Annotated in this window: 17 protein-coding genes, 2 tRNA genes and 1 pseudogene; 5 read left to right on the top strand and 15 right to left on the bottom strand. The window is 67.1% G+C overall.

Annotation, left to right across the window (positions count from 1 at the left end):
* Positions 1 to 31 precede the first annotated feature (31 nt).
* Complete coding sequence (locus tag ACTIGN_RS11790) at positions 32 to 1,912, top strand: sulfatase-like hydrolase/transferase (RefSeq protein WP_439624013.1); 1,881 nt, start codon at positions 32 to 34, stop codon at positions 1,910 to 1,912.
* A gap of 177 nt (positions 1,913 to 2,089) precedes the next feature.
* Here ACTIGN_RS11790 and ppk1 read toward each other — a convergent pair whose 3' ends face one another.
* Together ppk1 and pheT are read right to left on the bottom strand one after the other, a co-directional pair.
* A complete protein-coding gene (gene ppk1, locus ACTIGN_RS11785) occupies positions 2,090 to 4,405 on the bottom strand; it encodes a polyphosphate kinase 1 (RefSeq protein WP_439624011.1) in 2,316 nt (771 codons plus the stop codon).
* 335 nt (positions 4,406 to 4,740) lie between these two features.
* Positions 4,741 to 7,254, bottom strand: a complete 2,514-nt coding sequence (gene pheT, locus ACTIGN_RS11780; RefSeq protein WP_439624009.1) for a phenylalanine--tRNA ligase subunit beta — start codon at positions 7,252 to 7,254, stop codon at positions 4,741 to 4,743.
* Between the two features lie 230 nt (positions 7,255 to 7,484).
* On the opposite strand from pheT, the gene ACTIGN_RS11775 reads away from it, so the two are divergent.
* Positions 7,485 to 7,557 (top strand) — tRNA-Lys (locus ACTIGN_RS11775).
* A 302-nt stretch (positions 7,558 to 7,859) separates the two neighbouring features.
* Here the strand turns inward: ACTIGN_RS11775 and ACTIGN_RS11770 are convergent.
* Positions 7,860 to 9,218, bottom strand: a pseudogene (locus ACTIGN_RS11770) (tyrosine-type recombinase/integrase); the annotation flags it as partial.
* Positions 9,219 to 9,611: 393 nt separating this feature from the next.
* Here ACTIGN_RS11770 and ACTIGN_RS11765 point away from each other — a divergent pair.
* Positions 9,612 to 10,190, top strand: a complete 579-nt coding sequence (locus ACTIGN_RS11765; RefSeq protein ID WP_439624007.1) for a hypothetical protein — start codon at positions 9,612 to 9,614, stop codon at positions 10,188 to 10,190.
* Positions 10,191 to 10,195: 5 nt separating this feature from the next.
* On the opposite strand, the gene ACTIGN_RS11760 is transcribed toward ACTIGN_RS11765, so the two are convergent.
* The 12 genes from ACTIGN_RS11760 to ACTIGN_RS11705 form a co-directional block, all read right to left on the bottom strand.
* Entirely contained in the window at positions 10,196 to 10,645 is a 450-nt protein-coding gene (locus ACTIGN_RS11760; protein WP_439624005.1) for a hypothetical protein, read from the bottom strand.
* Position 10,646: 1 nt separating this feature from the next.
* Positions 10,647 to 11,534 (bottom strand): DnaB-like helicase C-terminal domain-containing protein, encoded by an 888-nt coding sequence (locus ACTIGN_RS11755; RefSeq protein ID WP_439624003.1) that lies wholly within the window; start codon positions 11,532 to 11,534, stop codon positions 10,647 to 10,649.
* A complete protein-coding gene (locus ACTIGN_RS11750) occupies positions 11,531 to 12,619 on the bottom strand; it encodes a hypothetical protein (RefSeq protein ID WP_439624001.1) in 1,089 nt (362 codons plus the stop codon). Before ACTIGN_RS11750 ends, ACTIGN_RS11755 begins: the two co-directional genes overlap by 4 nt.
* Positions 12,616 to 13,125 carry a hypothetical protein gene (locus tag ACTIGN_RS11745; protein ID WP_439623999.1) on the bottom strand — a complete coding sequence of 170 codons (510 nt, stop codon included), beginning with the start codon at positions 13,123 to 13,125 and terminating at the stop codon, positions 12,616 to 12,618. Before ACTIGN_RS11745 ends, ACTIGN_RS11750 begins: the two co-directional genes overlap by 4 nt.
* Before the next feature lie 69 nt (positions 13,126 to 13,194).
* Complete coding sequence (locus ACTIGN_RS11740) at positions 13,195 to 13,551, bottom strand: hypothetical protein (protein ID WP_439623997.1); 357 nt, start codon at positions 13,549 to 13,551, stop codon at positions 13,195 to 13,197.
* 81 nt (positions 13,552 to 13,632) lie between these two features.
* Positions 13,633 to 13,902: a helix-turn-helix transcriptional regulator gene (locus ACTIGN_RS11735; RefSeq protein WP_439623995.1), complete on the bottom strand. Its 270-nt coding sequence runs from the start codon at positions 13,900 to 13,902 to the stop codon at positions 13,633 to 13,635.
* Positions 13,895 to 14,089, bottom strand: coding sequence for a hypothetical protein (locus ACTIGN_RS11730; RefSeq protein WP_439623993.1), 195 nt, complete (start codon positions 14,087 to 14,089; stop codon positions 13,895 to 13,897). Before ACTIGN_RS11730 ends, ACTIGN_RS11735 begins: the two co-directional genes overlap by 8 nt.
* Before the next feature lie 66 nt (positions 14,090 to 14,155).
* Positions 14,156 to 15,961: a hypothetical protein gene (locus ACTIGN_RS11725; RefSeq protein WP_439623991.1), complete on the bottom strand. Its 1,806-nt coding sequence runs from the start codon at positions 15,959 to 15,961 to the stop codon at positions 14,156 to 14,158.
* Between the two features lie 144 nt (positions 15,962 to 16,105).
* On the bottom strand, positions 16,106 to 16,681 hold the full coding sequence (locus ACTIGN_RS11720; RefSeq protein WP_439623990.1) for a hypothetical protein: 576 nt from the start codon (positions 16,679 to 16,681) through the stop codon (positions 16,106 to 16,108).
* On the bottom strand, positions 16,674 to 16,979 hold the full coding sequence (locus ACTIGN_RS11715; protein ID WP_439623988.1) for a hypothetical protein: 306 nt from the start codon (positions 16,977 to 16,979) through the stop codon (positions 16,674 to 16,676). Before ACTIGN_RS11715 ends, ACTIGN_RS11720 begins: the two co-directional genes overlap by 8 nt.
* 59 nt (positions 16,980 to 17,038) lie before the next feature.
* Entirely contained in the window at positions 17,039 to 20,374 is a 3,336-nt protein-coding gene (locus ACTIGN_RS11710; protein ID WP_439623986.1) for an Eco57I restriction-modification methylase domain-containing protein, read from the bottom strand.
* A 216-nt stretch (positions 20,375 to 20,590) separates the two neighbouring features.
* The gene (locus ACTIGN_RS11705) at positions 20,591 to 22,774 is read right to left on the bottom strand and encodes a hypothetical protein (RefSeq protein WP_439623984.1); all 2,184 of its coding nucleotides are present in this window, start codon (positions 22,772 to 22,774) and stop codon (positions 20,591 to 20,593) included.
* Positions 22,775 to 23,144: 370 nt separating this feature from the next.
* On the opposite strand from ACTIGN_RS11705, the gene ACTIGN_RS11700 reads away from it, so the two are divergent.
* Together ACTIGN_RS11700 and ACTIGN_RS11695 are read left to right on the top strand one after the other, a co-directional pair.
* Positions 23,145 to 23,219: transfer RNA gene (locus ACTIGN_RS11700), tRNA-Lys, on the top strand.
* A 118-nt stretch (positions 23,220 to 23,337) separates the two neighbouring features.
* Positions 23,338 to 24,642: a tyrosine-type recombinase/integrase gene (locus ACTIGN_RS11695; protein WP_439623982.1), complete on the top strand. Its 1,305-nt coding sequence runs from the start codon at positions 23,338 to 23,340 to the stop codon at positions 24,640 to 24,642.
* Positions 24,643 to 24,660: the final 18 nt, after the last annotated feature.

Here is a 24,660-nt window from a genome sequence, read left to right as displayed (position 1 = left end):
CGCCACACATCGGTTCCTCTCCGGAGCAGCCATGCCCGCCTCCCGCCCCGCGCTGCCCCGCGGCCGGTTCCCCGCCGCACTCGCCGCACTCCTGTTCCTCGCGCTCCCCGCACCGGCCGACGACACGCCGCGGCCGAACATCGTCTGGCTCACCAGCGAGGACCACGGCCCGCACATGGGGTGCTACGGCGACACGTTCGCCACGACGCCGAACGTCGACGCGCTCGCCGCGAAGGGGCTCACCTTCACCCGCGTGTGGTCGAACGCCCCGGTGTGCGCGCCGGCCCGCACCACGATCATCTCGGGGCTGTACCCGCCCGCGACCGGCAGCGAGCACATGCGGAGCCTGGTGCCGTTCCCGAAGGACAAGAAGATGTTCCCGCAGTACCTCCGCGACGCGGGGTACTACTGCACGAACAACGCGAAAGAGGACTACAACCTCGCGAAGCCGGGCCTTGTGTGGGACGAGTCGACGGCCAAGGCGCACTGGCGGAACCGGAAGGCCGGTCAGCCGTTCTTCGCGGTGTTCAACTCGACCAAGAGCCACGAGAGCCAGGTGCGGGCGCGGCCGCACACGCCGGTCCACGATCCGGCCAAGGTGAAGCTCCCAACGTACCACCCGGACACCCCCGAGACCCGCCGCGACTGGGCACAATACTACGACGTGGTCAGCAGGGCCGACGCCGACGCGGGCGTGCGGTTGAAGGAACTCGCGGACGCCGGCCTCGCCGGCGACACGATCGTCTTCTACTACGCCGACCACGGCGCGGGCCTGCCGCGCGGCAAGCGGTCGGCGTGCGACTCGGGGCTGCGCGTCCCGCTCGTCGTCCACGTCCCCGAGAAGTTCAAGCACCTCGCGCCGCCGGAGTACAAGCCGGGCGGGACGTCGGACCGGCGCGTCGGGTTCGTCGACCTCGCGCCGACGGTGCTCGCGCTGGCCGGCGTGAAGGTGCCCGAGTGGATGCACGGCAAGCCGTTCCTCGGCCCGAACCCGGCGAAGAGCGAGTTCCTGTTCGGGTTCCGCGGCCGCATGGACGAGCGGCCCGACCTCGTCCGCAGCGCGACCGACGGCCGGTTCGTGTACGTCCGCAACTACATGCCGCACAAGCCGCCCGGCCAGCACGTCCAGTACATGTTCGAGACGCCGACGGCCCGCGTGTGGAAGGAGCTGTTCGACGCCGGCAAGCTGAAGCCCGAGCAGACCGCGTTCTGGAAGCCGAAGCCGGCCGAGGAACTCTACGACCTGAGGACCGACCCGGATGAAGTGGTGAACCTCGCGGGCGACCCGGCGCACGCCGCGACGCTCGCGACGCTCCGCACGGCGCAACAGGCGCTCGCGGCCGAGATCCGCGACGTCGGGTTCCTGCCGGAGGGCGCGTTCCGCACGCGGTTCGGCGGCGCGTCGCCGTACGACGGTGCCCGCACCGAGGGCGCGTACCCGTTCAAGCAGGTGTTCGCGGCGGCCGACCTCGCTTCGCAACTCACCCCCGATGGTGTCCCCGCCCTGCGCGCCCTGTTCAAGGACGGCGACTCGGCCGTGCGGTACTGGGCGGCGATGGGGATGCTGATTCGCGGCGAAGCGGCGGTGAGGGCGGCCGGCGGGGAACTCCGCGGCGCGCTCAAGGACACGTCGCCGGACGTGCGGATCGCCGCGGCCGAGGCGCTGGCCCGGTACGGCGACGCGGCCGACCAGAAGGCCGCCCTCGACCTGCTCATCGACCTCGCGTCGTGCGAGGCGCACGGCGTGTTCACCGCGGTCGCGGGGCTCAACGCGCTCGACGCCGCCGGGGACCGCGCGAAGCCGTACGCCGACGCGATCACGAAGCTCCCGACGAAGTGCAAGACCCCCGACCCCCGGTACGACCCGCACGTCCAGCGGCTCGTGACCGATCTCCTCGCCAAGTGGAAGTGATACCAAGCTCCGTAGCCGGCCCCTGTGAGGCCGGCTACAGAAGACACCAGGTGCCGGCGGCGTGATGGGCCCGCGTGGTCGGGGCGTGGCGTGCGTGGGCGGTCCGCAGTTCTTGCCCTCCCCCACGAGGGGGGAGGGCAAGAGGGCGCCACGGCTACCGATCACCCGGATTCGGTATCACGGGCGGCGGCCCTTGTCGCGGTGCGCCCGCTTCCCGGCCCGGGGCTTCACGATCACCGGCTCCTCGGCGGCCGCGGGCACGGCGGCCCGCGTCCCGGCCTCGGACGCCATCTCCATGAACCGCTGCTGGCTCCGCAGCGGCGCGGCCCCCTCGGCCGGCTTCACCCGGCGGTACGTCCCGTCGGGCATCAGCTCGCGGGCCTTCACGTTGTCGGCCAGCGCCACCTTCAGGATGTCGATCACCCGCTGCTTCAGGTCCGGTTGCTCGATCGGGAACACGACCTCGACGCGGCGGCTCAGGTTCCGGTCCATCCAGTCGGCGCTGCCGACGTACACCTCGGGGGTGCCGGCGTTCTCGAAGTAGAAGATGCGGGTGTGCTCGAGGAACCGGTCCACCACGGACGTGACGCGGATCGTGTCGCTGACCCCCGGCACCCCGGGCCGCAGCGAGCAGATGCCGCGGCAGCAGATGTCGATCCTCACCCCGGCCTCGCTGGCCCGGTACAGCGCCTTCACCACCGCCGGTTCGAGGATGCCGTTCACCTTCACGAGCAGCCGCGCCGGCTTCCCGGCCCGGTGGTTCGCGGCCTCGCGCTCGATCTTCTCGATCATCACCGTCTGCAGCCGCGACGGGGCGACGAGGAGCTTCCGCCACTGCGGCAGCTCGGCGTACCCGGTGAGGTAGTTGAACAGGGCCGACACGTCGTCGGCGAACTCGCTGTTGCCGGTGAACAGGCCGATGTCGGTGTACACCCGGGCCGTCTGCGGGTTGTAGTTGCCGGTCGCGAGGTGGACGTACCGGCGGATCGTGTTGTCCTCGTCGCGGCGGACCACGAGCGCGACCTTGCAGTGCGTCTTGAGGCCGACGAACCCGAACACGACGTGGACCCCGGCCTTCTCGAGCTCCTTGGCCCAGATGATGTTCCGCTCCTCGTCCATGCGGGCCTTCAGCTCGATCACGGCGGTCACCTGCTTGCCGCGGTCGGCGGCCCGCTGGAGCGCCCGGACGATGGGCGAGTCGCTCGACGTGCGGTACAGGGTCTGCTTGATGGCGAGCACCCGCTCGTCGGCCGCGGCCGCCTCGATGAAGTCCACGACCGGGGCGAACGACTCGTACGGGTGGTACATGAGGATGTCGCGGGCGCGGATCACCGGCCACGGGGCGGTGACCTGCGCGAGCGAAGTGACCGGGAGCGGCACGAACGGCGGGTCGCGCAGCTCGGGGTAGCCCGGGACGCCGCAGATCTGGAACAGCCCGCCGAGGTCGAGCGGCCCGGGGATCTGGTACACGTCGGCCGGGTTGAGCCGGAGCCCCTCGGTGAGGAACTGCTCGATGTCCGCCGGGGCGCCGGCCTCGATCTCGAGCCGCACCGGGAGCCCGCGCCGCCGGGCGCGGACGTGGGCCTCGATCTCCTCGAGCAGGTCGTCCACCTCGTCGTCGAGTTCGTACTCGCTGTCGCGGGTCACGCGGAACGCGGCGGCCCGGCCCAGCTCCATGCCCGGGAACAGGTCCGCGAGGTGCGTGCGGATCACGTCCTCGAGCGGCACGAACCCGTACTGGGCCGGGGCGCGGGGCGGGGCGGGCGGCGCGGCGGGGGCGGGGGGCGTGGCCCGCACCGGGGCCGCCCCGACGACGCCCGACGCCTCGGCCGCGGCGGGCGCGGGCTTCTTCTGCTCGTCGGCGGCCGGCGGGGCGGGGGCCGCGTCGGGGCGGGGGGCGGGGAGCGGCACGAACCGCTGCTGCATCACGCCCGGCACCTGCACGACCGCGTACAGCGGGTCCGCGTCGCCGGGCCGCTTGAGCGACACCGCCACGTTCAGCGACTTGTTGAGCAGGTGCGGGAACGGGTGCGCCGGGTCGGTGGCCAGCGGGGTGAGGATCGGGAAGATCTCGCGGCGGAACAGCTCCCGGGTGTGGTTCCGCTCGTCCTCGGTGAGTTCGGCGGCCGTGCGGATCACGATGCCGCGGTCCTGGAGCGCCGGGAGCACCTCGGTCTGCAGGCACCGGTACTCGGCCGCGACGAGTTCCTTGACCGTGAGCCGGACCCGGTCGAGCTGCAGGGCCGGCGACAACTGGTCGGCCCCGGACCCGGTCGGGATGCCGGCCTGCACCTTCTGCTGGATGCCGCCGACCCGGACCATGAAGAACTCGTCCAGGTTCGAGCTGAAGATGGCGAGGAACTTCAGCCGCTCGAGCATCGGCACGCTCGGGTCCTGCGCCTCTTCGAGCACGCGGCGGTTGAACTCGAGCCAGCTCAGGTCGCGGTTGAGGTACAGGCTCGGGTCGTCGAGGTTCGGGGCGGCGGGTTGCATTCGGGTGCCTCGGGCGCTTCCGGGCGGGCGAAACGGACAGTATAACCCTGGTCCGCGCGACGGGGAGGGGGCGGGGCCGCCTTCGGCGGCAAAGTGCAGGGGAACAGAGGACAGATGTCTTCGGCAGTAGAGGACAGACAAATCAAAGGCGGGGAAGACAATCGGGCACGGGCACGGGCACGCACGCGGGCACGGACCAGTCCCAAGGCGCGCCGACGTGCCCGTGTCTTCCCGTCTTCCCTCCGTGCCCCAGCCCGTGCCCGCTTCTGCCTTCTGTCCTCTGCCTTGAAATCTGCGTCTTCTGCGTAATCTGCGGATAACTCTCTTCTCCTCGATCAATCCTTCCCGCGGATCTGCGCCTTGAGGACGTGCCGCAGCCGGCCCTCGACCTTCTCGTGCGCCTTGCCGATCTCCTTCTCGCCGAGGGTGCGGTCGAGGGCCTGGTACGTCAGCGCGAACGCGAGGCTCTTGGTGCCGGCCGGGATGCCCTCGCCGGTGTACACGTCGAACAGCTCCGCCCCGGTCAGCAGCTCGCCGCCGCCGGCGCGGATCTCGGCCAGCACCCGCTCGGCCGGCGTTTCCGCGGGCACGACCACGGCCACGTCGCGCTTCGCCGGCGGGAACGTCGAGAACGGCCTGTACGCGAACCGGTCCGGGGCGCACTCGATGAGCGCCTCCAGGTCGAGTTCGGCGACCTGCACGGCCCGGTCGGCGAGGCCGAAGCCCGCCGCGACCGTCGGGTGCAGCTCGCCGAACACGCCGACCCGCCGCCCGCCCACGAGCACCTCGGCCGCCCGCATCGGGTGCAGCCACGGGACCGCCTTGGTCGCCGCGAACGTGACCGGATTGAGGTGCAGATCGGTCACGAGCGACTCGACGACGCCCTTCACGTCATAGAAGTCGTACTGCGCCGGCTTCGCGCCCTGTTGGTCGTCCCACGCAGCGGCCGCCCGCCGCCCGCACAGCACCACCGCGACCTGCCGCGGCTCGTCGGGGAGCTTCTCGCCGGCCTGCGGGACGTACACGAACCCGAGTTCGTACAGCGCGACGCTGTCGGTCGCTTCGAGGTTCTTCTGCGTGACGGCCAGCACGCCGGGCAGCAGCGACCGCCGCAGCACCGACCGCTCGGGCGACAGCGGGTTCAGCAGCGCGACGTGGCCGGTGGTCTTCGCGTTCAGCTTCGCCTCGGCCTCGGGGCTCGTCAGCGAGTACGTGATCGCCTCCTGCAAGCCCTGGTCGGCGAGCAGGTCGCGCACCTTGTCCTCGACTTCGAGCGACCGGTTCCCCTTGGGCTCGGGCAACTCCAGCGGGAGCAGCCGCTCGGGGAGCTTGTCGTACCCGAACACGCGGGCGAGTTCCTCGATCAGGTCGGCCGCACCGGCCTGCACGTCGAGCCGGGTCCGCGGGACGGTGACGGTCCAGCCGAACGTCTCGGGCTTCAGCTCGAACTGGAGCGCGGCCAGGACGCGCTCGACCTCGGCGGCCGGCACGTCGAACCCGAGGAGCCGGGCGATCTCGGAGCGGTGGAGCGCGACCACCTGCGCCGGGGCCGGTGCGGGGTAGCTGTCCACGACGCCCGACAGCACCTCGCCGTCGGCGCACCGGCGGAGCAACTCCGCGGCCCGGACCGCCGCAACGAGCACGAGGTCCGGCGACACGCCGCGGCTGAACCGGGTGCTGGCCTCGCTGAACAGGTTGAACTGCCGGGCCGTCTTGCGGACGCTGACGAAGTCGAACGCGGCCGATTCGAGCAGGATGTTCTTGGTGTCGGCGGTCACCTCGGTCTCGGCCCCGCCCATGACGCCGGCGAGCGCGATGGCCCCGGCGGTGTCGGCGATGACGAGGTTCTCGGGCGACAGCTCGCGCACCTGCCCGTCGAGCGTCTTGAGCGTCTCGCCGGTGGTCGCGGGGCGGACGATGACCGTCGGCACCTTGCCGTCGGCCCGCTTGACGAGCACGTCGTAGTCGAAGGCGTGGAGCGGTTGCCCGTACTCGAGCATGACGTAGTTGGTGACGTCCACGACGTTGTTGATGGGCCGCATCCCGGCGGCCTGGAGCCGCGACCGCATCCACCGCGGGGCCGGGCCGACCTTCGCGTTCCAGACCAGCGTCGCCGAGTACCGCGGGCACAGCTTCGGGTCGGCGATGGCGACCGCGACCTTCCCGTCGATCCGCTCGCCGATCGCCTCGACCGTCGGCTCGGGCACGGTCGCCGCCGCGCCCGTGAGCGCCGCGACCTCGCGGGCGACGCCGACGAGCGACAGGCACCGGGCCATGTTCGGGAGGATGTCGAGTTCGACGACGACGTCGCCGAGCAGGTCGGCGACCGGGGTGCCGGGGGCGGGGTCGGAGTCGTCGAGGATGATGATGCCGTCGTGCTCGTCGGAGGTGCCGAGTTCGTAGTCCGACATGCACATCGCGTCGTTCATGATGCCGCGGAGCGCCTTCGGCTCCAGCGTCACGGTCGTCTTCTTCCCCTCCTTGTCGGCGAAGTAGTACCGGCACCCGCGGAGCCCGAGGATGACCTTCATGCCGGACTGGCCCGGGGCGATGTTCGGCGCGCCGGTGACGACGGTCTTCGGCTCGGCGGCCCCGTAGTCGAGCTTGACGAGCTTGAGCTTGTCGGCCTCGGGGTGCTTGGTGATCTCGAGCACCTTCGCGACGACGACCCTGTCGCGCTCCCAGACGAGCCCGGCGTCCTCGGGCTTGGCACGGATGCCGGCCGGCACCGGGAGCCCGAACACGCGGACGCCGGACGACTCGAGCCCGGCGATGGTGAGCCGCTCGACGAGGTGTGCGGGGTCGGGAACGGCGACGTAGTCGCGGAGCCAAGAGAGCGGAACGAGCATTGGCGGACCTTCTGCGTGCGGGCAGCGGCGGGCGAAGCCGACCGGTTCGGACATGCTAGGGGACGGGCGTTCGGGCGTCTCGGTTCGCGGCCGCGACCGCCGAGAGGGGAATCCGTCCCGCGGCGCGAACCCGGCCCCGACCGGCGCGGTCCGTGTTGGTGGGCGGGGAACTTTTTCGGCCGACACCCCTTGAAGGTCGGCGGGGAACCCACCAGAATACTCAACGTGCTGGCCCTTTAGCTCAGTTGGTAGAGCAGCTGACTCTTAATCAGCGGGTCGTCGGTTCGAGCCCGACAGGGGCCACTAATGCCAGGCGATGCGGGCCGGTGCTGAGAAGCGCCGGCCCCTGTCATTTCCAGGGGTTGGTGCACGTCTCCCGAATTTGATCCAACGACGCGAAGATTGCAAGACGGTGCCGATTGATGCCCCTCCGCGCCCCCCGTCACTACGCCCGGCACTACGCCCAAGCGGACAGGGCTATCCGATTTTGCCCCCTCGGTGCCGGTCATGCGAAGGGGGATTTCCGTACCGCCTGAATTCGGCGGCACGAGGTTCGGGAGTTTGCCTACGGCCCCCGTCAGATCGTGCAACCGGCGGTGCGAGTAGCGGGCGGTCAGAATCGGGTCAGAGTGCCCGGCGAGTTCTTGCAGCGTCCGCAGGTCGATTCCCGACCGGCCGCCGAGCGTCAGGAACGAGTGCCGCAGCGCGTGGAAGTCGGCGTACTCCGGCCCCTCCGGTCCTTCGACGGCGTAGGCGATGCCGGCGGCCTCCAAGTCGATGCGGAGCATCTCCGCCCCGCGACAATCCGTTGCCCACGTCCCGCCCCAGATGAGGGCGTTCGCCGGCTTCCCGCTCAGGTAGTCGCGGAGCGCGTCGGCCACGTCTGCGGGAAGCGGCTGAACCTTCGTCCGGCGTGACTTGTTGAACCGGGCGGCAAGTGTGACAACAGGCGCGGCGGCATCCAGGTCGAAGTCGGCCGGCGTCAGGTTCGCCAGCGCGTTCGCCCGGAAGCCGGTGCCGGCGGCCACGAGGTACAGCGCGAACCGATCCGCACCCGTCAGCCCCCGGAACGTGCGCCCGCTCTCACGGGCGGCGACGAACAGGCGGCGGAGTTCGTCCGCGGTCAGTTCCCGCCGGGTCCGGCGCACGTCCACGGCCGCGTTCACGAGCGTGAGCGTGTCGAGCGGGTTCGAGCCGATCCGCTTGTTCCGCACGAGCCAGCGGAAGAACCCACGAACGGCGCGAACGTAGTGGTTCGAGGTGGCCGGGCCGACGCCACGGGCGGCGGTTGCGGCGAGCGCTTCGACCGTCGCACGGGGAAGCCGGCGGGCCTTGCCGTTCCCAGTCGCGGTGAGGCGATGCAACCGCAGGGAGCGGGTGAGCGCCGATCTTGTGATACCGAGAACGGCGGCGGCCTCGGAGGGGCGGAACGCATCAACCCCGGCGGGTAGTTCGACCGGCGTTCCGTCCCGGCGACGCGCCACCAACCACTCGGCGGCCTTCCCCGCGTCGGCGTCCAGTGGGAACACGAACCCGCACCCGTCGAACAACGCCGAGCAGCGGGCCAGTGTGTCGCGGACGTGCTTCGGGTCGTCCCCCTTCGCTTCGAGGTGGGCACCGTAGTCCTTGACATGCTCGGCGAGCGGGCGGCGTGCGTGTTCTTCCGCCGGATCGGTGTAGCCACTCCGGACCCGCGACGCCTTGCGCTCGGTGTCGGCGGCGAGTTGTTCGGTTGCCTTCAGGTCGGTGTACCCCTTCACGCGGCGGACCGTGCCGGCCGCGTCGCGGATGTCGAAGTACCAACACTTCGACGGGCGAAGGTAGTTCCGGCCGTCCTTCGTCAGTGGGCACAGGATCGACTTGCCGCGGTCCTTCAACCGAAAGTGCGGCCTGCCGTCGTGTTCGAGGATCTCGGCTCCGGGCGGGAGCGGTCGGGTACTCGCCAGCTTGTATGGCTTCGGCATGAGGGGAAACCTTTCTGAGAACGGCCGGCCGGCGGGAGCGGTTCTCAGGTCGCATCCCGCCGGCCGGCCAAAGGCGATTGGAGTATACCGTGCGGTCGGTAGCGCGCCAGGTCGGTTACGTTCGGTCCGGGCCTGTCAAATCGCGATCTATTTCGGTCTACTTTAGATGCCGCGTGTCAGTGCCGTTTGCGACGCCGGAGCGCACAGCGTGGGCGGCGCACTGGTCCCATTCTGGGATAGCGGCAACGGGTTGCCTCAGTTCCAGCCGTCGGATTGCCTCATGCGACCGGCACCCCATTGCCGGATGGAGGTGCGCGGCGCGGGCAGTTGTTGACGGGATGCGTCCGCTGGGGTACTGTCGACCTGTCCCGATCACAACTCTGTAGTTCGCCCATGTCACACTCGTTCGCATCGCTGCTCCTCGGTGTGCTCGTCCTCGGCGGGCCGATCCCGGCCCCGGCGCAGGACGAGGCGACGGTCACGATCCCGGGCGTCAATCAGAGGATCCCGTCGGACGCCAAGGAGCTCGACCTCTCCCGCACGAAGGTGACGGACGCAGGGCTGAAGGAACTCAAGCACCTCAAGCAACTCACTCGGCTCGACCTCTCCTCCACGGCAATTACGGACGCAGGGCTGAAGAGCCTGAAGGACCTCACGCAACTCACCAAACTCTTCCTCGACGGCACGGACGTGACGGACGCCGGTTTGAGGGAACTCAAGGGCCTCAAGCAACTCACCACGTTGGACCTCATGGGCACCAGGGTGACGGACGCCGGGCTGAAGGAACTCACGCACCTCGCACAGCTCACCTCGCTCGTGCTCTCCGCCACGGGGGTGACCGACGCCGGGCTGAAGCACCTGAAGGACCTCAAGCAACTCACGGCGCTGGACCTCATTGCCACGGACGTGACGGACGCCGGGCTGAAGGAACTCCGCGCCGCGCTGCCCAAGTGCGACATCTCCGACAAGTAACCACCTCAGCCGCGGGGGCCGCTCCCGGCCGCGTTTTCCCGGGTCGCCAGCGGTTGTACCCGGTACGTTGACGGCCCCGTGTTGAGCCGCCCCCGGTGGGTGACCTGAACCATGCCCTTCCCTCTGAGAGATAGCAGTGCGTAGCGAACCATTCGCGGCTTGAGCCCGGCGCGCCGGGCGATGTCGGCCTGGCCGGTGCGAGCGGTGCCGGTCGCGGCCTTCGTGTCGCGGAACAGGATCAGCCAGACTTTCACCTCCGCGCCGGTCAGGCCGGCCAGGCCGTAGTCGGCGAAGGCGTTGAGCACGGCGAAGCGCTCGCCCCGGCGGCCGGGGCGCTTCGGCTTCGCGGTCTTCGGTGCCGGTCGGTTGGGTTCGTCGTCGGCGCGGAACGTCGCGTCGGGCGGAAGAATCCCGCCGTGTTCCTCGGTCACTTCCTTCACGGTCAGGCGTCGCACGTCAGCCCCCCTTCGCTTGCTTGCCCTTGGTGCGGGCCGGCTTGGCGTCGTCGAACCCGTCCAGCCCGGAGACTTCCACGAACGGACCGAACGTCTGCCGCGTCGGGTCGAACGAGGTTTGCACGTCGGCCACGGTCCCGTACCGGTTCTTCTCGCACTGAAGGGTGATGCCCCCGCCCTCGTCCGGCACGAGCATGTACGCGGCGTCGCACCCGAACTCCAGTTCCGACGAGCCGCGGAAGGACGCCAGGTTCAACCCGGCGTACGTCGATCCGTTGTTGCTCTTCTGCCGGGCGACGGCGGCGGCCACCAGCACGGCCGCCCCCGCGTCGCAGAAGCGTCGAAGCACGGCCACCCCGGTTTCGAGTTGCTCCCGCTTGTCCTGCCCACCGTCGCCGACGGCGAACCGCTGGATGTAGTCGAGGACCAGCACGTTTGCGCCGAACGCGGTGCCGGCGGCGGCGACGTGTTCGAGCGAGTACGGCGGGTTCAGGAACGCCAGCCGGCCGGCGACGTGCTCGAGCGCGGCCACCGCCGCACGCACGCGAACCAGCTCGTCCGCGGCCAGCGTCCGGTTCATGATGGCGGCCAGCGGCACGGCCGACAGGCGCGACGCGACCCTCTCCACGAGCAGCGCCGGCGACATTTCCACGTTGGCGATCAACAACCGGGCCGGCTCGTTCATGCGAAGCATGTCGATGCCCACTTGCATGAGGGCGGCCGTCTTCCCGCCCCCCGGCGCGCCGCCGAACAGGATCATGCGCCCCGGCCGCACGTCCAGGGCGGTGAACGGGTCGGGCAGCTTGAACCGCACGGGCGGTTCCCCGCGCTCCACGTCGGCGAGCCACGAGCCGAACAGGTCCGCCCCGGTGGTGAACGCCGGCGTCATGCTCGCCCTCCTTCCGCGACTTCGAGCGGCAGCGGGTCGGACTCGTGCGCGATCGCCCACTGCTCGAAGGCGTCCGGGTCGGTGGCCGGTTCGGGTCGCGGGCCGGCAGTCGCACTGCGCTGCCGCCGGGCGTGTTCGATGCCGCACCCGATTTGCCGCTCCACGTCCTTCGGCGCCAGCCCCACGTCGCAACCCGGCTCGGTGAGAAGGGCGGCCACGAGCGAAGGGGGAGCGCCCTGTTCCGTCAGCCACGCCGCACAGCGGAACAGCGTCTGATGCCGCTCGCCCTCGCCGGTGCCGAACCGAAAGAAGTCCACGAGGTAGCGGGGCGCTCGTCCGTCGGGAGTGCCGGTGCCCGCACCGCGGCGGATGGCGCGGGCACCGGTGTCGCGGGCGGTCGCCTGGCCCGCCTCGTGCCAGTCGGTTTCCAGTTGGGGGACGGGTCCGCGAACGGTCGGGATGCCGTCGCCGGCCGGGTGCCGGGCCACGTCGCGGATGCCGTCGATGTCGAGCCGGAACAGCGCCTCAGGGTCGATCCGCCGTTTGAACAGTCCCGTTCGCGGGTGCCGCGTGTTCGGTAACCGGACGATGTGGTTCACGTCGTAGATCGCGCCGTCGATCTTCACGCCGGCGCGGGCGGCAATGGCTTCGGCCAGCGTGCGGGCGACGTGCTGAAAGCCCACGGCCGGCGGCGGGTGGTTCGCCAGCTCGACGAGGACGTGAAACCCCTTGCCCCCGGAGAAGTACACCGGCACGTTGCCGTCCGCCTCCGGGTAGCGCTGGTGGAGGAACGCCACGAGCCGGCGGGCGTCCGCCAGGGCGGCGGACAGGTCGGCCCGGTCGATGTCCAGCACGAGCCGGCGGCACCAGCACGGCCCCGCGAACCCGGCGACGCTGTTCCGGTTCGCCCGGTAGTGCGCGGTCATCTCCGGGCCGAAGGCGAAGTGCGACAGGTACGCTTCGCGGCCGTCCTCGATCGCGCCGTCGGCATACGCGGTGAGCAAGTCGGCGTGCCGCACGAGGGCGCGGGGGGAGGTCGGCGCGCCCAGCACGAACGCGCCGACGTTGTGACACGGCGTTGTCACTTCGGCCCCCCTTCGTCGGGGTCGGGGAGCATGAACCCGGCGGCCGGCGAGTCGCCCACGCGGGTGATGTCGATGCGCTTGATGTCGTTCCGCTCGATGCCGTCGTCCCCGCGCTGCAGGGCGACGACGAGCCGCACGATGTACTCCCGGCCGGGTTCGGGGAACGGCGACAGCAGCTTGGCACTGGTCGTCAGCCCGAACGGTGCCAGGTCGCGTTTCGTGTACGGCATCGCCTTCGCGCCGAACGTCCAGGTCCGCACGAGGGTCTTCCCGGCGTGCCCGCCCTCCGTCACCTCGAACCGCAGCCGGTAGGCGTCGGCCCCGGCCTTCGTGCTGCAATACTCGCCCCGCAGCACGCGGGCGGTGTAGATCCCCGGCGGGAGGGGTGCGAACTCGGGCGCGGGCTCGGCACCGTCGAACCCGCCGATCCCCCCGCCCCCGGTCGGAGGCTTGCCGTTCCCCTTGCCGTCGTGGTTGCTGTCGTTGAACGCGGTCGTGAAATCCATGATCGGAACTCCGAGTGCGGCGACGTGCGGCCCCGGCGACGCGCTGGGGCCGCGCGGGTCGCGGTTGGGTCAAAGGGCGGGGTGAGCGGCGAGCCGGGCGGTAGCGCCGGCGGCGTCGGCGAGTCGCCAGACGGACAGCGGGCGGGCGTGGGCCGCGGGCCGGATCGAGTTGCGGAATCCGGCGCGGCGGAGAATGCCGGCGTCGGCCAGGTCGCGGAACACGCACCCGACCAGTTTCGGCGAGATGTCGCCGGGTATGGGTACGAGCGCCCGCACGTCGTCGGCGCAGACTTCACCCCGGTCGAGGGCGACGCGAAGCGCGGCGGCGGTGCATGCGCGGACGAGGTCGGCGCGGCGGCAGCGGAGAACGGCCAGAGCGGCGTCGCGGCGGGCTTCCCCGTCGCCGTGCGGTAATAGAATGGTCATCGGTCGTACCTTTCGCAGCGGGTCGGGGATGCTTGGCGGCACCCGGCCCGCTGCCATTTCAGGGTTTGAGTGTCAACGGTGTCACTTCCGGGCGGCGCGACGCGACTCCCACGTTTCGCGGTCGGGCGCGCCGGCGTCGAGCCATGCGCGGATCTCACTCACCCGCCAGACCACGCGGCCCCCGATGCGGACGGGCGCGGGCAGCTTGCCGGCGGCGTCCCACGTTCGCACGGTGCGGACGCCGGCGCAGAGCATGACGGCCAGGCGGCGCGCATCGACCACGAGGGCCGGGCCGGTGGCGTCGGCGGGCGGGTCGGCAACAGGGGCGAGAAGGGGGAGGATGTCAGCCACGGCCGCCCCCCTTCGCGTGTTCGGGGGTGGGGATGTCGGACGCGGGCACGAGGGGCAGGCGCAGACGCTCGGCCAACTCCAGCAAGATGCGGAGCCGCTCGGCGAGCGTCAGGGTTTCCGTGAGTCGTTCCCGGATGGCTTCCGGCGACGGGATCGCGGCGAGCGGATCGTAAGGTTTGCGTGACAAGGATTGCCCTCCGAAGGATCGGACGGAGGGCATTGTTGCGGATGTGGAGAGCGCTAATCGAGGCGCTCAGGGGGCGTTTTTTCGCGCCTCTTTCGCGCCTTCCAACGAGATGAGTTTCGCGGCGTTGTCCTGTCTGATGAGTCTCCAGTTGAGGCTTTTCAGTTTCCCGTTCAGCCGGTCCTGCGCGTACTTGAACCCTTTCTTCGGGTCGTCCCAATCTACCCCATCCTTAACCGCTAGATCCTTTATCGGCAGTTCCCCGCCTGCGTCACACAGAGCATCTATCACGGCGCGTTCCTGTCCCTTCAGATCGGAGCGGGCGAACCGGCGAAGGTCGGCATACGGGTCGGCCTGTGGTTTCTCCCCTTCGCCCCCCCGGTTAACGTCGGACGAGGGCGGGAGACTCGCCGTGAAACAGTCGCAGCCATTGCGGTACATGCACAGAGTTTCCATGCGGGCTTGCCGGCCGACCCAAAGAACTGTTTTGTCGGCGTCAACGAGCCGCAGACTTCGGAAACGGGCTTCGACTTGTGGCAACAATTCGACGGGGAGTTTCGGAGCGGAGCGAGGACAAACGAGGGGCTTCGTGCCGGGGAGCGGAATGCAATCGGTGTTGAAGATCGGGTCGGAGTTCGGCACCCGCGTCGGGTCGAGCGGGCCAACGAAAACACAGTCCACCGTGTAGACGCCGAACCGCGTCAACAGGCGTTGGTATTCGTCCAGTGTTGCGGATGGCACCTGATGCTTCCCCGGTGCCGTTGCCAGTGCGTGCAACTCAAGGAAGCGGGCGAACTTCGCCGCATCTGAGGGCGCTTCAGGGGTCGGCGTGGCATCGGCCACCTGCGTTGCTCCTCCGCCTTTGATCGGGTTGGAGCGTGGATCGTGGGCGTTCAACTTGACTCTCGCCGCAGAGGTCTTCACAGCTTCACGGAGAATCGCGGATTGCAGTCTCCCCGCTGACGGGAGCTTGTCGAACTTGTTGGGCAATGACCGAAATACTTGAAGGACCGAATCCCAGTTGTCGCGGAGGGCGGTTGCTGGAACGAAGTGCTCCCACGACCCAGACCTTCCACCGGGAGCGATGCGGATGAGCAAATCAACGTCCTGCCGAATAGACCGAGCATACTCCATCGTTGCATCGTGAGCGCACGCGGCGTGAAACTCGCCATCCAAGTAAACACCGTCCCCATGTGCGATCAGATCATTCCGGACGAGGCGAACCCGCTCGGCACAGAGTTGGTAGGCTTCGTCGAGGTCCGCAAGTGCTTCGGCAGCTTGCTGCCCTGTCACGGTGAAGATAGGCGGGCGCTCGCTCACGATTCGTTCCTGCGGTGTTCCCTTACCTTCAATGGCCTTCACAGTCCCCGTCAGGATCGGATCGATTGCTGACTTCAGCCAGTGAACGAACACGCTTGCACACCCGACCAACTTCCAAGCGGCTTCGCAGCTATCGCGGAGGTCGGGAGGGAGGGAGTCGGCCGTGATCCGTGGCAACGGGTAAACGACGCAACCCGACTCCTCGGAATCGTCTGGGAGAATTGCCTTGAGTGCGTCGAGGAACGACCGAATTGCGGCGACGGCTTCGCCACGGAATTGGATGAGCGCGGGCGGTTCTGGGGGAGGGGAGTCAGTTGGGAGGAGGCTGCGCCAGAACGTCCACAGTTCCCGGACATCGTTGCTGTTGGTAATTTCGTGGTCGCGGTAAACCAGTTGCGTGCCGTCCGGAACTGCGAGGGGTGCGACGATATGTTGCTGTGGGGGCGAGAGAATCACCCGCTGGAGGTCAAATCGGTTGAGCAAATTGTCTGCATGCTGGCGGAGTTCCTCAGCTGTGCGTGGGGGCAGCGCCGCAGTCGGCGTGTTTTCAGACATGGTTCGCACTCACGGAGTCGGGCCGGACGCCGGGCGTGGGTGAGTGCGAATGCCCGCGCCCGGCGGCCGCGTCGAACCGTCCGCGGATCAAGCGGACAGCTACCCGACGCTACACCGTGACAAACCGAATTGGTGCACACAAAGTCAGTTGCTCACCGATCCGGCAGCGATGTTGCCGGCGGCGACGTTGAGTTGCTTCTTCGCGATGTTCACTTGGAGCACGGGTATCGCCAACTTGCGGACTTCGGCCAACCCTTTGATCGCCGCAATGTACCGCTTCTGCGCGGCGGAAATCGACTTCTGGTAGTACGCGCCGAGCGGCAGCGACATGCTTTCCTTGCCCGCGTAAACCGCTTCGAGGTGGTGCAGGTGTAGCCACGTTGCAACGACGCGCTCGACGAGCAGCTTTTCGAGCGGGCTCGGGTTCGGCCCCGACACTTCCGCCCGCAGTTCTTCGAGCTTCCGCAGAATGGATTCGCGGACCGCCGGGTTCTTGCCGGCGTAGGTCGTCACCAGTTTCCGGACCGCCTCACGAGCCACGTTGCCCCCGAACAGGTCCGCCGTACCGGGCCGGGCGAGCAGGAGTTTCACCTCGTCCAAGGCGGCAGCGTTCCCACTCTCGGCTTTGCGGATGGTTGCGTTGATCTCAGAGACAGGACGGTCCCACCCGGTGGGGTTGGCGACGGTAGCGGGCGACTTCTTCGGGGCGGTATCAGGCACGGCGTTTCCTCCACGGTCCGCGGTGGTGTCGGTGGAACCCGGCCGCGACCAGGGCGGCGGCGACGAGGGTGTCTGCCAGCTCGTCCAGTGGGTCGAGGTGCGCGTCGAGGGCGGCGAGTTCGTCCCGCTCCTGGCGGTGGCGTTCCGCGGTGGCGGCGGTCTGGGCGCTGGTCGCGGCTTCGAGTTGGGCACACAGTTCAGCCACGCGACCGGTCCCGACGTACCGCTTCACGACGCGGCCGCCGACCCGCTCGGCCGTGTAGTAGTATGACCCGCTCCCGCGTTGTTCCCACCCCACGGCACGCCCCCTCGAATGCCTCCATTCTACCTTGTGCAACGCTTTCGCGCTTGCCCCGCTCACTGCCCCGCCGGGCGCGCGATTGGCATGCGCGGCGGGGCGGTGTCCCACATCAGTTTCACTTCTGCCGGAGTCAGCCCGAACGCCGCGTTGACCACGTCCGAAACTTGCCGTTCGAGCTGCTCGGCTTCGAGTGCGAGCGTGCGACGGGGAAGCACCGACTTCGCATGTTCGTCCTTGAGTCGCTTCAGGTCCGCGACGCCGAGCCCCTTCTTGCCGGCCTTCTTCACTTCCGCGGCGAAGGCGTCGGCGTCCAGGGCGGCAACGGACTGGAGCTTCTGCGTCGGCTTCTCGACCCCGAACTCGCTCCGCAGCCAGTCCAGCACCGCGGCACACCCGGCCTGCTGCTCACCGGCCAGTTCGATGAGCCGCCCGACCGCAGCTTCGACGGCCAAGCGCTGGTCGTCGGTCGGATTCGGGATCGGGACCGTCTGAACGAACTCTCGGATGAAGCGCAACGCCTCGTCTTTCCCGTGTTGCGCATTCCGCCAACAGTAAGCCCACACCACGGGGGAGTTCATCACAGCGAGTACCCACAGGTCTTCCGTCGGCAGGATGTAGACCGTGTTGTTGATGAGCAGCCCCCGAGCGTCGATGTTCCAATCCGCTCGCCAAGTGATTTCCGGATAGATCAGTTTCCGTTTGTCGAATGCATCCCAATACGCGCAACTTCGGAGTTCCCACCAGTATTCACCTTGATCTTGTCGGCTCGTCAGCGATGCCCGGTATTGGTTGAGGTGTCCGTGAATCGCGGGGTATGTTTCCCGGAACGTGGCTTCAGCTTCGGCGTCTGAAACGCTCTTTGACCACGGCCATTCGTGGCTTCCGCTCGACTTCATCTCGATCATCCAGAGTCCCGACCACTCCGCACGCCAACGTGCGTTGTCTTGCCCTCGCAGATACGGCTTAAGCAGCACTGCGGATCTTGGATCGGCTACAACCAACTTCTCTTTCGTCGGCGTGTCGATCAAGTACGCCTCGTTGAACCCGGTCTTGATACCGGACAGAGGGCCAACCCCGGCGAACTCTTTCAGCGGCACGCCGACCGCTCGTAGCTTCTCCATCAGAGCGGCGATGCCCGGCGGTTCGAGGTTCCACGGCTCCGCTCCCAGCCGGGACCGCGGTACCGCGACGCCCTCGTCCGCGATCTGTTGGGAAAGGTCATCGACCCGCGTTTGCTCCCGCGGCAGGATGCACACGCGAACCGTTTCCGGTGCCGGCTCCGTGTTCGGCTTGCGGGCGGTGAGGATGCACGGGAACACGTCGGCGTCGGGGAACACTTGCTTGTTGTGCCCGAGATCGACCACCGACTCGACCCACGCCGCTTCCCCGTACAGTTTCCGCAGTGGCTCGCCGTACCCCGCTTTCATCCACTTGTTCGTGACGATGTACCCGAGCCGCCCGCCCGGTCGGAGGATGTTCAGCCCCAACTCGTAGAAGTAGACGTACAGGTCCGCCACCCCGTCATACGCCTTGTAGTGCTTCTGCAGGTACGGCTTGTCGGCGCTGAACCACTCTTGGCGGACGTACGGCGGGTTGGCAATGACCACGTCGAACCCGCCGGCCGCGAAGACGTCCGGGAACCGCGTGCGCCACGCCTCCAGCGGCGACGGCTCCGCGGTCACGCTGTTCCCCTGGACGATGTTCGCGTCCAGGGCGGTGAGCTTCTTCCCCTTCGCCGCGGTCTTGATCCAGCACGACAGCCGGGCGATTTCCACCGCCTCGCCGTTCAGGTCCATCCCGAACAGGTTCTTCGTGAGGATCGTCTGGTCCGCGTCGAACAGGGTCGGTTGCCCGCCGCGGAGTTCGGTGAGCCGTGCGTTGGCGTCCCGGTACTCGGCGAACAACTGCTCGAACGCTTCGATGAGGAACGCGCCGCTCCCGCACGACGGGTCGACGAGCCGCACCGTTTGCAGTTCGTCAACCCACGCCTCCCAGAACCGGATGAGGGCGTCCGTCTGGGGTTGGTTGAGTTTGTCGAGGTCGTAGGTTTGCGGGTCTTCGAGGGCGGTCTTCGCAGTCTTCACGGCCGCCGCTTGGTGCCGCGCCCGGAGTGCTCCCAGACGGTCGCCAAGCACCGGCCCGAGCGTTTCGCGGACGATGTACCGCGTCACAAATGCGGGCGTGTAGAACGCCCCTTCCTTCTTCCGCTTCGACGGCCCGGCGTCGGCGGGAGCCGCCGCGGTTGCCGGGCTCGCGATCTCCCGGTGCATCTCTTCGAGGTCAGAAATCGACTGCTCGAAGATGTGTCCGAGAATCTCCACGTCGATGAGCTTCGCCGCGTCGGTGGCGTCGTGCCCGTATTCGTAATCGGCCAGCTTCTTGAACCCCTCGCACACGGGATCGGGAACGGTCAACCCGTCAACGAACGGGTCCGGGGCGAACAGCCCGCCGTTGTAGGCGTCCACCTTCAGCGCCGGGTTGCCAACGTCCACGGATCGGAACAGCGCCTTGAAGCTGTCCCAGACCGGGCGCGGGTTGAACGCATCGGTGTGGGTGTACGCCCGCTCGATGATCTGCGCCGGCAGCAGTTCGCGGTCCTCGCAGAACGCCACGAACAGAACGCGGTCGAGGATCTTCTGCGTCGCGGCGAGCAGTTGGCGCGTGTCGCGGCCGGGGTTGTGGTCGCGGATCGCGTGGAAGGTCTTGCGGCGCAGGTCGCGGTACTCACGGTAGAAGCCGACCGTCAGTTCGCGGCCGACGGTCCGGGACTCGGTGAACAGCGAGTCGAGGTGGTTCTTACCCCCCGCTCCGGCCACCCGCTCGGCGCCGAGCAGGAATACGAACCGGCGGTACTCGTCATCGCTGTCCGCAAGTTTCGCCGTCTCGAACCGCTCGTAGTGGGCGGTGTCCTGCCGCTTGTAATAGAGGCGGGTTTCCTTCAAGTTGGTGACGAGGTACCAGTCGATTTTCATCTGCAGCGCGTACAGCGCGGCCTGCGTGACGGCGGAGTGCTTCCGGCTCCCGAACGGGCGGTCGAGCGGGTCACGCGGGCCTTTCCCCTCCAGCACGGCAACGAACGTGTCCCCCTTCGTGGAGAACCGGCCCAACCCCGCGTCGGCGAACTTGCCGTCCACCTCGATGAACGCCTCCCGCTTCAGCGTGTGCGGATCGGCCGGCGCACCGGCGTAGCCGAGCGCGGCCTCGAAGACGTGCGCGATAAAGTTGGGCAGTAGTTCGGTTTCCTTCTTGGCGTCGAGTTTCTTGGACCCCAGTTGTGTCGCCCACTCCCGCACCTTTGCGCGTGCGGCACCGGCCGCGGGCGAGAGCTGGAACCCCTTCAGCCCGGCACGAATGGCGGCCGGGTGAAACAATGGCTTACCTTCGGTGGGCATGGGCACGCCTGCGTGACGGTTGGGAAGCGGCCAGCGTACCCGGTGGCGGTTGGAATGTCACGTCCGGGACAAGATGTAAATATCAAAATCGTCACGAACTAGACAAAAAAGCCGGCCGGGAACACACCCTGACCGGCCAGCCTAGGGGGATCAATTCTCGTTGAGGAGTGTTGAACATTCACGATGGCGTCGGGTTAGTCTCCAACCTCGCCATTCTCAGAACTGTTCATCGAGAGTGATTTCCAGCTTTCCCGCAGGATCAATTCCCTCGTTGTCACCGACCGAGAACTTCAGTTGGTGGACGATTTCACGGAGCTTCCGCTCTCGGATATATCTCTTTTCATTTGGATCCCATGCTTTGCGAAATATTGCCCGCAGTTCATTTGGTATGATGTCGGTTTCGCCGAGAATCAGCGTAGCTGGTAACGCTTCTTCTGGCAATTGAGCAGTGCCCGTGTAAGCGACCGCTGCAACTACGTTCATCAGGTATTCCAAACTCATGACGATGTCGTATTCACTAATGCTTTTTGGCGACAATGATCTCGCAATACGCTGAGGCATCCGATCAAAGGTGAGAAGCGCGACCTTATGACCATAATTTGGGCCGATCGCTTTGTTTTTCTGTCTCTGGTTAAGAATGGTCAGATAGGCCAAAACATCATGACGGACCAGCAATTCAAATTTATCCTGCGGCATGGTCTTAACGTTTCGCTTCCCAAGACACCAAGTGGTAAATATCTTCTCCCAAAGTTCGTGAGTGTTATCCACTTCAGATGGAATGGTTTCCGTTGTCACTCCAAGTTCTTCCTTGAGGAACTCAATCGTGTTTTCGGTTTCGTCAATCCTCCCGATCACTTGCTGCACTGCTTCCTCCATTGTTCCCCCATGTAGCCTAGTCCATCTGTAGAAAACCTCAATGAGGGTTGGGACGGCTCTGAAGGCAGATTCCAATACCTCAGGCGAGAGGGTTTGAAGTTGGTTGGACCATTCGAGGAGAACTGGGCCTTTCAGGTGAGCGATCAACTCCTCGACATACATCCGCCAAGTGCGGAGCTGACAGCCGAGTGACACAGCAGCCTGTAGAGTCCGCAGAACAGGACGAGTAGATGTTGGTGAGTATAGTTCCGCAAGGCATCGAATGAGAAGTGAGGTGTCCAAGTAAAGGATCTCGCCCCCCAGGATTTTGTGACAAGCTCGCTGAATGTCTGGGGTCACCTCCATAAACGCATGGATCATAAACAAATCTGCCTTGGCTCGTAAGTATCGCTGAGTTTCCTCTTCTGACGAGTTGAGTGTGCGGTTCAACGCGGCGGGTAAAAGATCATAAACAATCTCCTCATCCGACGTCTTGGCGATCTTCGGGTCCGGATGCTCTACCATGTAGCGCTTGACGAGGCGCTCGGCGTTGTAGATTGTAAGCTGGTGATGCGATGGATCAGCGAACATTCGACCTTGCTCTCGCATATACCAAAAGACGCAATCGTGGCCGAGCTGAATCAATTTGTCGACGGGGTACTCGCCCTCGATTTCTTTCTCCTCGGCTATCTCGACAATGGCGTCCCGCAATTTTCCTCGGAACTCGACATCTCGCTCCTTAGTTGCACTTATGTTTGCGGCGAGTTTGCCTCGGAACGGATCGGCAATCACCCACCCCCCAACCTTCGTGTTGTTGTGGATAATCCCCCGCTTTTCTAATTGCGCCAACCGAGCGGCGACTAGTTCCCCCACTCGGGGTGCGTGCTTTTCGGGAAACATCGATCGAACAGTCTCGGTGATGGCGCCAGCGTGGTATCCTTTCTTCTCGGGGTCCGAGTCTCGAAGAGCGTAGAACACTAACGCGTCGAAGACGCCATGAGTGATGTTGCTCCCCCGTTTGCGGTCAAGATTCACCGCTTCGAGATAGTGAACGGCTACCCGTTCTTCTTGATCGGTCAAGACTGCGTTGTAGAGCCGGTTTGGATCAAGTTCCTTCAGAATTGGTGAGAGCACGGCATTCGCATAATCATCACATATCTTAGACCGACGATGGCTATCGTGCTCTCGCTGAATCAACCATGTTGCATCACGGACAGTCAATGTAACGCGTTTTGCCCGAAGCTCATTAATTGTTTTGTCCAGTTTGATGCCAATCACCGCGGAGGTGCAGTACACTAATTCCCTTGGCAATTTGTTTTTCAACTTCTCGATCGTGGCGAGAACCTTCCTCCGTGCACCAGCGGCCGGTGACACACAGCTCTGAACAACTAGATTTAATTCTCCAGTGGCATCGGCGATAAGTCTCGCATCCATCCCCCCATCCTTCTTACCACCAAGGCCAGCAAGTTCCGGGTAATCGTCAACCAAGAAGGCGTTCGCGAATTTTTCAAATGTGTCCGCGTGGTCCTCGGTCGTCTGTCGCATGGCTAGTTCTAATCGAGACATCAATGATCCCCGAAGAAGACTTGTGAGCTGAGTCTAGCCGCCGCTCGCCAGCATCGCACTCCACGGACGATTTTGCGTGGCGACCCATGCGACCGCTGGTTGGATTACGTACAGTCTTCGACGAGGCAATCTCCCCCGAGAGTGCAGTGGTAGCTGGGGGCTTGAACGTCACTTTCCACAAGGCCCCCCGGCGGTATCTACCAGCGCCCGGATCGCGGCGCGGATGGGTTCGGGGAGTGTCGGCCATGCGGCCACGAGCGCAGCCAGTTCCGCGTCAGGGATGCCCCCTTCACTGGGGGCACTACGCCCGGCACTACGCCCGGCGGCGTCGATCGGCGTAAGTTGTTGGTTAGGTTTGGAGTTGCGACCGCGCCCCGTGCGACTCTTAATCAGCGGGTCGTCGGTTCGAGCCCGACAGGGGCCACTTGAAGTAAGTCCTTTCGCCGAAGCAGTTTCTGCTTACCCCGGGGTGCCCCGGGCGCGGCTTCCGAACGATGCGAAGTGTGGAATCGTTCCACACTTCGCCCGGAGGAACCGCGGCCATGTCCGTTCAGCGTAAGCACACCCCCTCGTACCTTCTCCACCGCCAGTCCGGTCGCGCCCGAGCCGTCTGGACCGACCTCACCGGGACCCGGCAGCAGAAGCTGCTCCCCGGGCCGTTCGGGTCCGAAGAGTCGCGGGCCGCGTTCGCGCGCCTCCAGCTCGAAATCGTCACGTCACCGGTCCACCTCCCGGCCGCCCACACCACCCGCGGCGTGTCCCTCAACGAGGTGCTCCTCGCCTTCCTGTCGCACGCGGAGCGGCACTACCGGGACCCAGACGGCAACCTCACGACCGAGCACCGGGAGTACAAGCGGGTCGCGCGCCACCTCCGCGAACTGTACGGTCAGGCCCCCGCCGCCGAGTTCGGACCGCTCGCACTCAAGGCCGTCCGCCAGCGGTTCGTTGACGCCGGGTGGTCCCGCGGGGTCGTCAACCAGCGCGTCGGCCGCGTGCGCCGGATCCTCAAGTGGGCGGTGGCCGAGGAGTTGGTTCCCCCGGCGGTGTTCCACGGACTGGCCGCCGTCGCCGGGCTGCAACGGGGGCGGACGCCGGCACGAGAAACGGACCCGGTCCGACCGGTGGGGGATGACGTGGTCGCGGCGACGCTGCCCCACCTGACCCCGCACGTCCGCGCAATCGTCGAGTTGCTGTTCCACACGGGCATGCGGCCGGCCGAAGCGTGCGGCATGACCCTGAACCAGATCGAGCGCGGGACCGTCTGGGTCTACCGGCCGCGGCGGCACAAGACCGCGCACCACGGGAAGGGCCGCGTCGTCCCGCTCGGGCCGAACGCCCGCGCGGTCCTCGCGGCGTTCCTGGCGGGCCGCGTTTTGGAACCCGACGAGCCGATCTTTTCGCCGGCCCGGTGCCGCGAAGAGCGGTACGCCGCGATGCGCAAAGGCCGCAGGAGCAAGGTCCAGCCGTCCCAGGTGTCGCGGCGGAAGGCCGACGCCGAGCGCACGCCGACCGACCGCTACGCCCCCGGCGCGATCTCGCACGCGGTCGCGGCGGCGTGCGGGCGGGCGTTCCCGCCGCCCGCGCCGCTGGCCAAGCGGCGGGACGAGACGGCGGCGGCCTGGAAGGCCCGGCTCACCGCCGGGGAGCGCACGCGACTCCGGGCCTGGGAGCGTGAGCACCGGTGGCACCCGTACCAACTGCGGCACACGTTCGCGACGAAGGTGCGCAAGGCGCACGGACTGGAGGCCGCCCAGGTGCTCCTCGGCCACGCCCGCGCGGACGTGACCCAGGTGTACGCCGAGCGCAACGAGGAACTCGCGGCCGCGGTCGCAGCGAAGATCGGCTGAGGCCCGACTTCGGGGCCG

The sequence above is a fragment of the Gemmata sp. genome, from assembly GCF_051859125.1.
Lineage (GTDB): Bacteria > Planctomycetota > Planctomycetia > Gemmatales > Gemmataceae > Gemmata.
Note: the sequence above shows the minus strand (reverse complement) of the source record. Positions and strands in the feature narration are given on the sequence as shown.